The following is a 13367-nucleotide window of genomic DNA, read 5'->3' on the forward strand; positions in this document are numbered from 1 at the left end:
GTTATCTTTTCTATCTTGAATTCAGGATCAAGAATAGTAACTGATATTAGGTTTGGTTTGATGACAGTTCTGTTAACCAATTTAACAATTTGTTAACATATCAGCATTTTATATACCTTGATCTTTATGGTGCTAAGACAGCGTAGAGAGAGAGCTATAGGATATCTTCCTCATCGTACCAGCAGCTATGTATAACGAAGAACCCGCTACCCTCCAGATGGAAGTTCAACTTTCAGTACAAGGCTTCCAAACTTCCCCAGATCAAGAGTGGCTACCTAAAGCCCCAGAAGACTTAGAGAGTTACCAAGACTCATCAGTAACCTTACAAGAAGTTTTAGTGCGGTATCAAAAACGAGAGCATCTGTTTAACCTCCTGCGAAAACGGATGCACTCTTGTGATCAACTAGAAGCATTGCTGCAATTTGTATTACCACAAGTGCAGCAGTTATTGCAAACTGACTGGATCATAATTTATCGCTTTCACCCAAGCGGTGGCCAGATAGCTTTTGACTCAGTGGGAAAACCATTGAAACCCTTGACAGATTTGGATATTGAAAATACACGTCCACGAGAAACCCTCATAACGACAAGTAAAAATCTCTTTTCCCCAATCCCGAATCCCTTACAGATCACAGCCAATTTAGCAGTTCCGATTCTGTTGAACACAGAAAATCAATTGTGGGGACTGTTGATTGTCCATGACTGTCGTCATTCGCGTCAGTGGGAGAGATGGGAAATAGAGTCTCTAGAACAAATAAGTCTAGAAATTGCGATCGCCATTCAACAATCCCAACTCTCCCAACAAGTCCAACAACAAAGGGAGCAACGCCAGTTGGACGAAATCCAAGCACAGCAAACATCACAACAATTAAATATTACCTTAGAAGCGCTCCAATCTACCCAAAAGCAATTATTGCAGAATGAGAAAATGGCTAATGTCGGTCAAATAGTGGCAGATATGGCTAAAGAAATTAACAACCCCATCAACTTTATATATGCCAATCTCCAGCCCGCTAGTCAATACGCTGAAGACTTAATCAAGGTAATTGAACTTTACCAATACTACTATCCCACACCGACCGCCGTCATAGCCTCACATCTGCAAAAACTCGACCTCGGTTTTCTCAAGACAGACTTGCTAAAATTAATGTGGTCGATGCGATCTGGATCTGATCGCCTCAAAGAAATCGTTTTCGCCTTGCAGAATTTTTCGAGCTTGGATGAAGGTAAAATGAAAAAAGCTAACCTCCATCAAGGAATTAATAGTGTACTGGTAATTTTACAACATCGTCTAAAACCACAGCCTAATAGATTTGGGATTGAAGTAATTAAAGACTTCGGGGAATTACCCTTAGTCGAGTGTTATCCTGGTGAGCTAAATCACGTATTTATGAATATCTTAAATAATGCCATTGATGCCCTAGAAGAAAGAATGCAATATGATGAATCCTTCATTCCTAAAATTCGGATTTTTACAAAAATTGTCCGTAATCATTTATCATTAGTCAGTAGTGATGAAATCATAAATATTGGTAAAGGCTTGAACGAGAATTGCAAAATAATAATTCATATCTCCGACAATGGAAAAGGTATGCTTCCCCATGTTAAAAGACATATATTTGAGCCATTTTTTACTACCAAAACAGTAGATAAAGCCAAAGGAATAGGACTATCAATTAGTCATAAAATTATTGTTGAAAAACATAAAGGCAAACTCAAGTGTAACTCAAAAATAGGTCAAGGAACGGAGTTTATTATTGAGATGAATACAAGAGTAAAACGCTATGCAAATAGCAGAAACATGGCTAGCTTTTAGAGAATAATTAACTAATTCATAATGGCTTTGAAATTATGAATTACATCAGCTAATGTACTATTAAATCGCATAATCAGGGCGACTATGACTTCAACCATTTCCTCTAAACCTCGAAAATTACCAACCCAAGCAATAGGAGCCAAGATTTTCCACTCAGGTAATATCATTAGCTTGTTTATCATGCTCACCAGCGGACTACAAATTTATAACGCCAACCCGGTTTTTGGTGGACGTGCAGGTTTTCACATTCCGCCGATATTTACCCTAGGAGGTTGGCTCGCAGGAGGTAGACACTGGCATTTTTTGGCAATGTGGTTATTTTCGCTGAATCTGTTGTGGTATGGGATTTATATTTTAATTACCCGACGCTGGCGACATCGGTTTTTGGGTGTTAATGATATTAATGCATTACAAAAAAGTCATAATCCCCAACGTCTAATTTATGCTTGGCATCGCCTTGTTTATACAGCAATATTTCCGATTTTAATCCTGGCTTTATTTACAGGAATAGGCATGTATAAACCTGCTCAATTCCCCTGGATTGTGGATTTATTTGGTAGTTGGCAAGCATTAAGAATAGTCCACTTCTCTTCGGTGCCACTGGTGATTATATTTGTGGTAATTCACTCTTTGTTAGGGCGTAAAGCCGGAGGTATTGAGCTAACAGAATCAATGTTTTGGTAAAATAAAATCTGAAGAAAATTATTTTGATAAATGACAAATGACAAATGACAAATGACAAATGACAAATGAGTAATGAGTAATGAGTAATGAGTAATGAGTAATGACCAATGAGTAATGAGTAATGAGTAATGAGTAATGACCAATGAGTAATGAGTAATGAGTAATGAGTAATGAGTAATGAGTAATGAGTAATGAGTAATGAGTAATGAGTAATGAGTAATGAGTAATGAGTAATGAGTAATGAGTAATGAGTAATGAGTAATGAGTAATGAGTAATGAGTAATGAGTAATGAGTAATGACCAATGAGTAATGAGTAATGAGTAATGAGTAATGAGTAATGAGTAATGAGTAATGAGTAATGAGTAATGACCAATGAGTAATGAGTAATGAGTAATGAGTAATGAGTAATGAGTAATGAGTAATGAGTAATGAGTAATGAGTAATGAGTAATGAGTAATGAGTAATGAGTAATGAGTAATGAGTAATGACCAATGAGTAATGAGTAATGAGTAATGAGTAATGAGTAATGAGTAATGAAAAATGACAAATAACAAATGACAAATGACAAATGACAAATAACAAATGACAAATGACAAATGACAAATAACAATCCTCGTCAATTAACACGCCGTCATTTTTTACAAATATCTGGATTTTCTGGTATAAGTTTTTTGCTTAGTGGCTGCGGTACACCAACTTTTGAAGATTTAGTGGGTAAACTTTCCGAACCATTGAATCAGAAGGTTGAAGCGTTAATCTTTAACCCACAAAAGCCTGTACCAGAATTTTCACAGAGGGAAATTCAACCAGAAGCTTTGATAGTTAATACCTTTAGAGATACGCCACTGATTGACGTAGACAAGTATCGTTTAATTGTTGATGGAGAGGTAAACAATCCTTTGAATCTCAGCATGGCAGAAATTCAAGCTTTACCTTTAACTTCTATGATTATTCGCCATGTTTGTGTGGAAGGGTGGGCTGCAATTGTACAATGGGGTGGTGTACCTCTACGGGAAATTGTTGCGCTGGCTCAACCTAAAGCTAATGTCCAGTATGCTTTCTTTAATTCTGCTGATGGCTATTATGAAAGTTGGGATATAGCTTCGGCTTTACATCCTCAAACTTTATTAGCTTATCAGAAAAATGGTCAACCTTTGCCAGTTGATAACGGTGCGCCTTTGCGTTTAGCTTCACCAATTAAACTTGGTTACAAGCAAAGTAAATGGGTAACTCGAATTACACTGCTGAGTAACTTATCCCTTTTTAAGGGTTACTGGGAAGATCAGGGTTACGAATGGTTTGCAGGACTATAGAAAGTTAGGAGTAATGAGTGATGAGTAATGAGTAATGAGTAATGAGTAATGAGTAATGAGTAATGAGTAATGAGTAATGAGTTAGGAGTAATGAGTTAGGAGTAATGAGTAATGAGTTAGGAGTAATGAGTAATGAGTTAGGAGTAATGAGTTAGGAGTAATGAGTAATGAGTTAGGAGTAATGAGTTAGGAGTAATGAGTAATGAGTTAGGAGTAATGAGTTGGGAGTTGGGAGTTGGGAGTTGGGAGTTGGGAGTTGGGAGTTGGGAGTTGGGAGTTAAACTTAATTATCGCATGGCTGATGAATATTTCACTCACTCGATTACTTAAATGGCTAATTTGGACATTGCTGTTTCCTTTAGTTTTTCTCAATGGTTGGCTAGTGTTTCGCTTTTTTCAATATTTTCAACCATTAGTGACTATTCTGGTCTTGGCAATTTTACTGGCATTTATTTTAAACTATCCCGTTTCGGTTCTCCAGCAAAGGGGAATTAGGCGAAACTATGCAGCGGGATTAGTTTTTATATTAACCTTTATAATTTTACTGGCTTTAGGTATCACGTTGCTACCTATTGTTTTAGACCAGTTTAATGAAATGGTGAAACTGCTTCCTCAATGGATTGATTCTAGTGAAGAAAAAATTCAAAGCTTGAATGATGTGGTGTTCAGCCAAAAAATAACAATTAATTTCGGTCAGATATTAACGCAAATAATCAACCGCTTACCTGATGAATTAGAGCATTTATCAGATAGACTATTTAGCATAATTATAGACACAATTGATAGTATTTCGGAAGCTTTAATTACAATAGTCCTGACTTTTTACCTGTTATTTGACGGTGAGAAACTTTGGGAGACGATATCTAAAATAATCCCCTGGAGTTTTGGTCAGCAGATAAGTAAGTCTCTTCAGCTTAATTTCCAAAATTACTTGATTGGTCAGGTAAGTTTGGCTTTGCTGATGGGAGTTGCACAAACAGTGATGTTTTTGTGTTTCCAAGTGCAATTTGGGTTACTCTTTGGTTTAGGAATTGGGTTGTTGAGCTTAATTCCCTTTGGTGATGTTGTTGGTCTGATGGTCATCACTTTAATTATCGCCTTACACAACTTTTGGCTAGCAGTGAAAATATTAGCAGCGGCTATTGTGATTGATCAATTAATTGACCAGGCGATCGCACCGCGTCTGTTGGGCAAATTTACCGGAATTAGACCAATCTGGGTGATAATTGCTTTGCTGGTAGGAACCTATATCGGCGGGTTGCTGGGTTTACTAATTGCAGTCCCTGTGGCTGGTTTTATCAAAGATGCTATCGATGGTTTTGTTGATCTATCAGATTCTAACACTGCTGCGGCTGAAGATTTACCAGATTTATTGACAGAAGAATCAACACCACAGTAAGTTGGGGGAGTTAGGAGTTGTCCCTCATCTCCCCATGAGGCGAACATGATATTACATTTGATCCCAGCATTTAGACTAGTAGTAAATTATTGCCCAATACAGTTCAGTTAAGGAAAATTGTCGTAGGGGCACGGCACGAATAAAATTGTCATTAGAAGAAAAAATTTTGGATGCCGTGCCCCTACAGTGTATATCATTCGAGCCTAACTGAACTGTATTGAATTATTGCCTTTTAAGATAAGCAAGAATCATTTCTCTAGTTGCGTCTTGTAACGCGGATTTTTATTTGACTCGGTAAGTTCAGCGTCGTCCATGACTGGAAATTCCTCACAGCGGATTAACAGGGTTTCCATCGCCTCTGCTAAAGAAATCAACTCTGTCCAAGAAGAACCACTGACTAAATTTTGAGCATGAGCCAAGCGATTTCGCAACTGTTCAGCCGACTTGAGGAAACGTTCACCAAAACGCTTTGACTTCAGTCCAAGTTGCTCCAGTAGTTCTGGTTGATTTAAAACTAACTCGCGCTTATCGCAAAATTGTAAATAGTCTAACAAATCTGTGGCTTCGTTTCGTTCTTGACTTTCTCGCCATAGCCGTTGAGCAACTTCTAAGCGTTCAGGTTTGAGGACTTTTTGCCAAGAATTGTGGGGATAATAAAGCCGCACCAGTCGCAGTAGATTCATTTCTAGCAGTGTCACCAAGCCAAACAATAGCATTCGCGCAGGTGCTTTCTGCAAGTCACCACAGGTAACAATTCCAGTTACCTGATTGCAGTCTAAGACAAACAATCGCGGAGTTTGTTGTAAAATGGGCAATAATTTCATCAGTGGGGTAGAAATGGCGATGAGTTCTTTGGGATGAAATACCCGCTGATAGTCGCTACACTTGCCAGATTGAGCTTTGATCAAACTAGCACGTTCTACATAGCCGCTGATAATATCGCCCGACTCAATACCTACAACATCAAAATCCTGTGCTAGCATCCAACCCAGCACCTCTACCACCTCCGCTTCCGCTGAGACAGCTTTGAGCGGTTCAGCCACATATTCAATCGTGATATTATTCTCAAACAAACTCCGCAAATCTTGAGAACGCGATTTTAGCTGTTTCATCTGCCCATAGCCATAAGATATCAGCAGGATCAGTATTTCATATCAGCCTGGGTTTTATCAGTGCAAGTTATGTACTTTTGTAGATGACATCTCTACAAAAGTGTAGCAAAAATCTGTCTATTGATGCTTGATATTGCAATTCTAGATAATTTTAGGACTTACGCACTCGTGAGAAAAATCAAGGGGTTGGGCGCTCGAACAATAAAAACTTCAAGCGCCCAGACTTTTTGAGCCTGGGCGCTTAAATATTAGGTTGCAGAGAAACTTCTGCGAGGTATTAGACTGAAGCAGGCATCATTTGCATAGATTTGCAACATTCTGCACATTTACGGCAAGCAGCGGCACATGCCATCATTTTGGGGTCATCACTCATTTTTTCACAAGCCATTGCACAGCGCTCGCACATTTCTGCACAGAGCATACAAGTGCGTCCCATGAACTCAGAACCGCCCATCATCATGTTCATGCACATCATACACATTTCCGAGCAGTCACGCATCATGCTCATCATGCCCATATCCATGTACTTACCGCCTTTAGACATACAGTAAGTCATGGTTTCCATACACATTTTATGGCATTCCATGCAAGCATCCATGCAGGTTTGCATTTCGGTTGTCATGGATTCTCTCATCATCATCATCATAGGAAGTACTCCTGATTTGTTGATGTTTTGGTTGATGTTTTGCAAGTGTCCTTTGTCGGACTACTTCTTACATTAGTCCTTTCTTTGTAAACAGTCAATAGGGTTTTTACGGGGAATTTATAAGCCTACTATCCCGATATAATTACCGGGATTTGTTTCCTTAATTCCACATAACTTAGTGCTATTTTTCGGGATGGGCGCGATCGCTTGAAGGAACTGGTGACGACGTTGCAATAGCCTTGCGGGGGCGCAAAGCCTTGCGGGGGCGCAAAGCCTTGCGCCCCTACTCAACTTGATGAATGTTGAACATATCTTCATAGGGGCGTAAGGCCTTGACCAAGCCAATTTTAGATTTTAGATTTTAGATTTTAGATTTTAGATTGTTTCGGTTCGAACAAGGCCTCGCCCGCGCCTAGGGCGTGTTTTCAAACTATTTGTTTAACCGGATAAATTTTTAGATACCCCTAAATCCACACGATATGATACCAGCTGTAGGGGCACGGCATTGCCGTGCCCCTACGCGAAATCCACATGTGTCAGCGTTTTAGTGGTATTGTATAAGACTTTGAAATCGCGGGACTAGCCCCCATAAATAAAATTTAGGGGCTATCCCGGCGCGGTTAACTTGGTATACCATACTAGCAAATGTGTGTGGTCACAAACTTGATAACGTCAGCTAGTCCTTCTTTGGTTTTCAAATTCGTAAAAATAAAAGGTTTATCACCCCGCATTTTTTTTGCATCCCGTTCCATCACACCTAAATCAGCACCCACATAAGGCGCCAGGTCAATTTTATTAATCACCAATAAATCTGATTTAGTGATACCTGGTCCACCTTTGCGGGGAATTTTATCACCAGCCGCTACATCGATGACGTAAATTGTTAAATCTACCAATTCTGGACTAAAGGTAGCAGCTAAATTATCGCCACCACTTTCCAAAAATACTAAATCTAAATTAGAAAATCGTTGTTCTAACTGTTCAATAGCAGCCAAATTCATCGAAGCATCTTCGCGGATAGCAGTATGGGGACAACCCCCAGTTTCTACACCCAAAATGCGATCGCTTGCTAAGGCCTGAGAACGCACCAAAAACTGAGCATCCTCCTGAGTATAAATATCATTCGTCACTACCGCCAGATGATACTGCTCACGTAACGCTTTACACAAAGCATCTACCAAAGCAGTCTTTCCCGAACCCACAGGGCCAGCAACCCCAACGCGAAAAGTATTCATAGTCAAGAGTCAAGAGTTAAGAGTCAAGAGTTAAGAGTTAAGAGTTAAGAGTTAAGAGTTATTTACCCCATCACCCCATCATCCATCTAACTGCGAAACAACCTTGTATACTGGGTTTGATGCTGCATACTTGCCAATGATAAACCCCAGCTACAACAGGCGAGGTCATCATCTTCTAAAGCTAGAATTTCCATTGCTGCAGTATTTAGCAATGGTTGTAAATTTAGTAATAATTCCTGTCCTGCTGTTTGTCCTAAAGGTATCAGTTTGACGCCGGCTGTAATTAAATTACTAGCCCAACTATGCAGATATCCAAGTATTGCAGCTTGGATATTAATTTGCCAATGGGCACAAGCAATAGCAAAGGCGATCGCATAATTGCAAGGATTACCTACACTATTGACGATTGGCAATATTTGTGGTATGAGTTTACCAAATAATTGGATGAGCGATCGCCCCATTTGCCAGCTAGCAGCGCGTAATTCTTCTGTTTCCCTAGCAGCGGATAACCACAAATTCCAACGAGTGAGGGCTTGTAAATCACCTGTGTTCACAGATTGATATGCTCTAACCATTACCGCCGCTTCTACCCGAATGGCACCATAACGCAGTTGCGCCTGTAACCATTGTTTCAGGTTTTCCTGATTTGCGATCGCCCCATTTTCTACCAAAGTTTCCAAGCCTTCGGAATAGCTATATGCTCCCACAGGTAAAGCTGGGCTAGCTAGCTGCAAAATAGACAGAAAATGGCTATGAGTGAGGGTGATGGTGTCCATAAGCACCCGTTTCTGGTTGAAACGGTAAAATTTCTTCTTGAATTTGTAGCCCAAGTTGTTCTAACATTGTGCGTAAAACTGAATCAGGAGACAGGCGTAAATAGGTAGTTGTCATTTCTACGGGTACATGGCGATTACCTAAATGGTATGCCGCCCGTAGTAATAAGATTGGTGTAGCAGCTGAAACGGTCAAAACTGGTTCTGGTTTAGCAATAATTCTAATTAAACTAGTCTGGGTTTCATCTTGCAGAATATCACCATCTCGTAGCACTGTACCTCTAGATAAACGGAAAAATATAACTTTGCCATCTTCTGTTTCAAACCGATGGCGACTGCGGGTGCGTTCTTCTGCAGTCAACGCCAGTGTGAACGTGACTACAGCATCAGGGTTAGGCGGTTGAATTTGGGTTAAGGTTAGCATGATTGGGGATTGCACTTCGGCTCCGCTCAGTGACCAGGGATTGGGCATTGGGCATTGGGCATTGATTCCCTGTGCCTTATATGCTATTTTCAGCCTACTTGTCTAAAATTCAAAATGCAAGGCGATGCAATTCAATTGTCAGGCGATGCAATTCAATTGTCAGGCGATGCAATTCAATTGTCAGGCGATGCAATTCAATTGTCAGGCGATGCAATTCAATTGCAGGGCGATGCAATCAAATCCGGTTGATTGCACATGGTATTTGTAGGGGCACAGCATTGCTTATTGGTGTAAACTTAAGATCAAACGCTTACCCGACATATTTTGTACCCCACGCCTTGATACCCTAAGCGCAAGCGGTCTGTGGATCTTTTGGCTTTAGACAAAACTGGGGTGGGGTTTCGCGTTAAGTTGACACCTACTCCCTTCCCGGTCTAAGATTACCTATAATTTTCCTTCTTCTCTGCGTTCGCGTAGCGTGTCGAAGACAGACGCTCCGCGAATGCGCCTTCTCTGCGTTCGCGTAGCGTGTCGAAGACAGACGCTCCGCGAATGCGCCTTCCCTACGGGACGCTTCGCGAATGCGTGAGCTAAAAATTATTTCGGTAATCTTCCAGCGGTTCGGGAGTAGGAGCAATGCTGTGCCACGAACGCGTAGTCTATTTACCTGCAAAAGGCTGTAGCTTGGGGCATTATAAAGTTATAAAACAAACAAGCAAATAAACAAATAGGTTGCCAAAGTCTAAGTCTAAGTCTAAGTCTAAAGGTGAGAAAACGAAGATGTCCCATTCTGAGTTCCCTGAATCCCCCATTACCTTAGAAGCAGAACATTCTGCAGTAACTGATTCCCATCAGACAATACAACAAGAATCTCCGGTTCTTGGGTACTTAGCGTGCTAAAATGTTAAGATATTTTTTAATAATGTTTAATAAAATAAATTATGAAACGAATAATGACTCAACTCCTAAATTTGCCTGAAGTATTAGTAGAATCAAGCCTACAAGAGGGTCAAGTCCTAATTCTATCAGTAGGTAAAAAAGCGAAAAGTGCATCGTGCCCACACTGTGGTCAAAACTCAAGACATTTACATCAAAATCAAAAATGTTTAGTGAAAGATTTACCGATGGGGGATTTTGAAGTAATACTGAATGTCAATAGACGAAGATTCAAGTGTAAAAAATGCCGAAAAACATTTAATGAAAAGCTAGATTTTCTAGGAGCAAGAAAGAGGTATACATACCGATATGCGGAATATATTATCAAACAAGTGATTAATAGTAATGTAAGTAATGTGGCAAGAAATAATGGACTAACTAATGAATAAGTCATATCAATGCTTGAAGATGTAGCTAAAAATGTGATGCCAATAGATGTCAAAGATTTAAGAAGATTAGGAATAGATGAAATTAGTTTGGTCAAAGGACAAGGAAAATTTATTGTCGTGCTAGTAGATATAGATTCAGGTAAATTGATAGGTTTAGTAAAAGAAAGAAAACAAATTGAAATCAAAAAAACCATGAGAATGTGGGGAGAAAAAGTTTTGTCACAAATAGAAGAAGTAAGTATTGATATGACAGGCAATTATAAATCTTTAATTGAGAAGATTTGTCCAAAGGCCCTTGTAACGGTAGATAGGTTCCATGTTACTAAATTAGTACATGAAGAATTAAATCGAGCTAGGATAGCAGAAAATAAAATAGCATCTGAGTTAAATGCCCCGGAAAGAAAAAAAGTATTTGAAAGTTTAAAAGGAAATAAATTTACAATTCTAAAAGCCGAGAATAAGCGGCTCTTGCGTGCGTAGCGTGCTTAATTATTAATTAAAGTCGATTAAATTGCTTTAACAATAAGGCTTACGGGCGTTTATAATTTAATTTTTAGTAACACTAGCTCAAATACAAAAAATAATGGCTTTTATCTGAGCCAGTCAAGGGTTTTAAACTTATTTTTTCACAAATTCAGCACGCTAAGTACGGAAGAGCCAAAAGTTTTTCCCGTTGAGCAACAATGGCAAAATCGACCATCATAATGCCGTTTTTCTTGACAATCCCGACCAACAACATAATCCCAATAAAGGAATAAACATTGAGTTCGACATGAAATAGCATTAACGTCAGTAACGCCCCAAATCCGGCGGAAGGTAAACCAGAAAGAATTGTGATGGGATGAATAAAATCTTCGTAGAGAATACCCAGAATTAGATATATTACTAAAATAGCAATTAATAGTAATAGTAATAAATTGGGTAATGAACTTTGAAACACCTGACTTGCACCCTGAAAACTCGTGGTGATGCTGTCAGGAATTACTGTCTTAATTAGTTTGGTGATTTTCTCATTTGCTGTACCTAATGCCATACCTGGAGCAAGGTTATAGGAAATTGTTGCAGCATTCATCCGCCCTGCATGATTGACCATTAAGGGAGCCACACCTTGTTTAATAGTGGCTAAGGTTTTTAAAGGAACTGCCTGCCCATTACTGGAATTAATATATAAACTTAATAGGGCATTAATGTCTTCTTGATATTGGGGTGCTAATTCCAGAATTACCTGATATTCATTACTAGCAGCGTAGATGGTGGACACCTGATAACCACCGTAGGCATTTCTCAAGGTATTTTCAATTTGCTGCACCGTGACATTATGTATTGCAGCTTTGTCGCGGTTAATATTGATTTTCACCTGGGAGGTCATCTGTAAATCGCTGTTGACATCCTGGAGTTCTGGGAGCGCTTTTAGCTGCTCAACGAGTTGCGGTACATATTCCTGCAAAGGTTGGACATCGGTACTAGAGAGCGCCAGTTGATAGAGTCCGGTGCTTTGCTGAGTACCAATAGACATCTCCGAAAAATGCTAATACCCTTCTATGACTGGCTTTTAACAGGCGATGCCTGCGGCGGGCGTAGCCATCGCCAATGGTAAATATCAGCAACTCTCAACGCCAAAATAAGGGTTTGAGACAGTTTGTGTTGATAATCAGGTATAACTGAGTATTTATAAACGCCTATTTTCATGAAAGAAAAATCGTCCCATTTTATATTTATAAAACCAAGGCTCCTATTCGCAATCTTACAAGCCCACATATTGTCATAATTATTTGTTCGTATTTACTTGTATTTAATCTGAATCTTTCAGATGCCACTCTAAATATCTTAATTACACGAATCAAATGTTCAACAAATATTCGTTCAGATGCAATTACTTTATTTTTCTCTTTTTCTGACCGAGTTAATTCTCCTTTTTTTGGCTTTTTTGTCGGAGTTTTAATCGATGCTTCTCCTTCATAACCTTTATCTCCTTTAAACTTTTGATGAGGATTAAATGCATTCTGCCCTGAGCGAAACAAATTTATATCACTTTTTGGTCCTGGTTCTCCCGCGATTACATCAACAATATCTTTGCCATCTGGTAAAACAGTAATTTGGTTTTTAAAGGTATGGTGCTTTTTCTTGCCTGAGTAATACTTGGACTGCTCTTTATAGTCGCCTGGTCGCTCTCTAGCCTGTTCCGAAGTATCTACTATTAGTTCATAGTCGGTTAGGATTTCTTGCACTACCTCGTAATCACTGATGTTTTTTTTTACCTGTTGAAGTAAACTTGATGGCAGGATTTGTTGTAGGATTGGGAACCAGTAGTTAAATGTATCGTTTGCGGTTGATTCACTCACTCCAAACTGGATACCTAACAATTGAAATGTTGTTAAATGTCGTAAATATATCAAAGTTAAAAGAATTTGCTCTTCTGTTGATAGCTTTACCTTACGACCGCCCCCTTTATTTATGATTCTAACTTTCTTCGCTTCGATGTCCTGTTGCTTTTGGGTATGTAAGGCTATCGCCTGGTTTATTAGTTGTTCTAGTTGCTCATACTTTAGACCAACTAATCGCTGGGTTTCCTGGGAGTTATTTTTAATGTAACCTAATACGTCACTCATGTTCTTGTGGTAAAAAACTTAATTGTATAC

The 13367-nt window shown here is 39.2% G+C and carries 15 protein-coding genes; 6 read left to right on the plus strand and 9 right to left on the minus strand.

The annotated features are described in order from the left end of the window. The first annotated feature begins 187 nt into the window (after window positions 1-187). On the plus strand, window positions 188-1816 hold the full coding sequence (locus HEQ19_15045; GenBank protein WYM00636.1) for an ATP-binding protein: 1629 nt from the start codon (window positions 188-190) through the stop codon (window positions 1814-1816). Between the two features lie 84 nt (window positions 1817-1900). Next, window positions 1901-2500, plus strand: coding sequence for a cytochrome b/b6 domain-containing protein (locus HEQ19_15050; protein WYM00637.1), 600 nt, complete (start codon window positions 1901-1903; stop codon window positions 2498-2500). Window positions 2501-2518: 18 nt separating this feature from the next. On the opposite strand, the gene HEQ19_15055 is transcribed toward HEQ19_15050, so the two are convergent. Further along, window positions 2519-3121: a hypothetical protein gene (locus HEQ19_15055; protein WYM00638.1), complete on the minus strand. Its 603-nt coding sequence runs from the start codon at window positions 3119-3121 to the stop codon at window positions 2519-2521. On the opposite strand from HEQ19_15055, the gene HEQ19_15060 reads away from it, so the two are divergent. Both HEQ19_15060 and HEQ19_15065 read left to right on the plus strand, forming a co-directional pair. Continuing rightward, window positions 3098-3814, plus strand: a complete 717-nt coding sequence (locus HEQ19_15060; GenBank protein ID WYM00639.1) for a molybdopterin-dependent oxidoreductase — start codon at window positions 3098-3100, stop codon at window positions 3812-3814. The genes HEQ19_15055 and HEQ19_15060 overlap by 24 nt on opposite strands. A 301-nt stretch (window positions 3815-4115) precedes the next feature. Beyond that, window positions 4116-5213, plus strand: a complete 1098-nt coding sequence (locus HEQ19_15065) for an AI-2E family transporter (GenBank protein WYM00640.1) — start codon at window positions 4116-4118, stop codon at window positions 5211-5213. A 248-nt stretch (window positions 5214-5461) separates the two neighbouring features. Here HEQ19_15065 and HEQ19_15070 read toward each other — a convergent pair whose 3' ends face one another. The 6 genes from HEQ19_15070 to HEQ19_31035 all read right to left on the minus strand — a co-directional run bounded on the left by HEQ19_15070 (window position 5462) and on the right by HEQ19_31035 (window position 9638). Further along, entirely contained in the window at window positions 5462-6325 is an 864-nt protein-coding gene (locus tag HEQ19_15070) for a hypothetical protein (protein WZI67220.1), read from the minus strand. 277 nt (window positions 6326-6602) lie between these two features. Further along, window positions 6603-6971: a four-helix bundle copper-binding protein gene (locus HEQ19_15075; GenBank protein WYM03425.1), complete on the minus strand. Its 369-nt coding sequence runs from the start codon at window positions 6969-6971 to the stop codon at window positions 6603-6605. 638 nt (window positions 6972-7609) lie between these two features. Next, window positions 7610-8206 (minus strand): urease accessory protein UreG, encoded by a 597-nt coding sequence (gene ureG / locus HEQ19_15080; protein WYM00641.1) that lies wholly within the window; start codon window positions 8204-8206, stop codon window positions 7610-7612. 86 nt (window positions 8207-8292) lie between these two features. Continuing rightward, complete coding sequence (locus HEQ19_15085; GenBank protein ID WYM00642.1) at window positions 8293-8982, minus strand: urease accessory protein UreF; 690 nt, start codon at window positions 8980-8982, stop codon at window positions 8293-8295. Beyond that, complete coding sequence (gene ureE / locus HEQ19_15090) at window positions 8957-9403, minus strand: urease accessory protein UreE (protein WYM03426.1); 447 nt, start codon at window positions 9401-9403, stop codon at window positions 8957-8959. The genes HEQ19_15085 and ureE overlap by 26 nt, the downstream gene beginning before the upstream one ends. 109 nt (window positions 9404-9512) lie before the next feature. Beyond that, window positions 9513-9638, minus strand: coding sequence for a hypothetical protein (locus HEQ19_31035; GenBank protein ID WZI67221.1), 126 nt, complete (start codon window positions 9636-9638; stop codon window positions 9513-9515). 718 nt (window positions 9639-10356) lie between these two features. Here HEQ19_31035 and HEQ19_31040 point away from each other — a divergent pair. Both HEQ19_31040 and HEQ19_31045 read left to right on the plus strand, forming a co-directional pair. Then, complete coding sequence (locus tag HEQ19_31040) at window positions 10357-10728, plus strand: transposase family protein (GenBank protein WZI67222.1); 372 nt, start codon at window positions 10357-10359, stop codon at window positions 10726-10728. Window positions 10729-10737: 9 nt separating this feature from the next. Continuing rightward, window positions 10738-11208: a transposase gene (locus HEQ19_31045; protein ID WZI67223.1), complete on the plus strand. Its 471-nt coding sequence runs from the start codon at window positions 10738-10740 to the stop codon at window positions 11206-11208. A 154-nt stretch (window positions 11209-11362) separates the two neighbouring features. On the opposite strand, the gene HEQ19_15100 is transcribed toward HEQ19_31045, so the two are convergent. Further along, window positions 11363-12244 carry an efflux RND transporter permease subunit gene (locus tag HEQ19_15100; protein WZI67224.1) on the minus strand — a complete coding sequence of 294 codons (882 nt, stop codon included), beginning with the start codon at window positions 12242-12244 and terminating at the stop codon, window positions 11363-11365. A gap of 199 nt (window positions 12245-12443) precedes the next feature. Continuing rightward, complete coding sequence (locus tag HEQ19_15105) at window positions 12444-13337, minus strand: transposase family protein (GenBank protein WYM00643.1); 894 nt, start codon at window positions 13335-13337, stop codon at window positions 12444-12446. Between the last annotated feature and the right edge of the window lie 30 nt (window positions 13338-13367).

This window comes from Gloeotrichia echinulata CP02 (genome assembly GCA_038087035.1).
Taxonomy (GTDB): domain Bacteria; phylum Cyanobacteriota; class Cyanobacteriia; order Cyanobacteriales; family Nostocaceae; genus Gloeotrichia; species Gloeotrichia echinulata.

What these genes read in the sequence shown, in the direction of transcription:
- ureE (WYM03426.1), bottom strand. Translation starts at nt 9,403, where the DNA reads ATGCTAACCTTAACCCAAATTCAACCGCCTAACCCTGATGCTGTAGTC.
- HEQ19_15045 (WYM00636.1), top strand. Translation starts at nt 188, where the DNA reads ATGTATAACGAAGAACCCGCTACCCTCCAGATGGAAGTTCAACTTTCA.
- HEQ19_31045 (WZI67223.1), top strand. Translation starts at nt 10,738, where the DNA reads ATGCTTGAAGATGTAGCTAAAAATGTGATGCCAATAGATGTCAAAGAT.
- HEQ19_15085 (WYM00642.1), bottom strand. Translation starts at nt 8,982, where the DNA reads ATGGACACCATCACCCTCACTCATAGCCATTTTCTGTCTATTTTGCAG.
- HEQ19_15105 (WYM00643.1), bottom strand. Translation starts at nt 13,337, where the DNA reads ATGAGTGACGTATTAGGTTACATTAAAAATAACTCCCAGGAAACCCAG.
- HEQ19_15050 (WYM00637.1), top strand. Translation starts at nt 1,901, where the DNA reads ATGACTTCAACCATTTCCTCTAAACCTCGAAAATTACCAACCCAAGCA.
- HEQ19_15060 (WYM00639.1), top strand. Translation starts at nt 3,098, where the DNA reads ATGACAAATAACAATCCTCGTCAATTAACACGCCGTCATTTTTTACAA.
- HEQ19_15075 (WYM03425.1), bottom strand. Translation starts at nt 6,971, where the DNA reads ATGATGATGATGATGAGAGAATCCATGACAACCGAAATGCAAACCTGC.
- HEQ19_15100 (WZI67224.1), bottom strand. Translation starts at nt 12,244, where the DNA reads ATGTCTATTGGTACTCAGCAAAGCACCGGACTCTATCAACTGGCGCTC.
- HEQ19_31040 (WZI67222.1), top strand. Translation starts at nt 10,357, where the DNA reads ATGACTCAACTCCTAAATTTGCCTGAAGTATTAGTAGAATCAAGCCTA.
- HEQ19_15070 (WZI67220.1), bottom strand. Translation starts at nt 6,325, where the DNA reads ATGAAACAGCTAAAATCGCGTTCTCAAGATTTGCGGAGTTTGTTTGAG.
- HEQ19_15065 (WYM00640.1), top strand. Translation starts at nt 4,116, where the DNA reads ATGAATATTTCACTCACTCGATTACTTAAATGGCTAATTTGGACATTG.
- ureG (WYM00641.1), bottom strand. Translation starts at nt 8,206, where the DNA reads ATGAATACTTTTCGCGTTGGGGTTGCTGGCCCTGTGGGTTCGGGAAAG.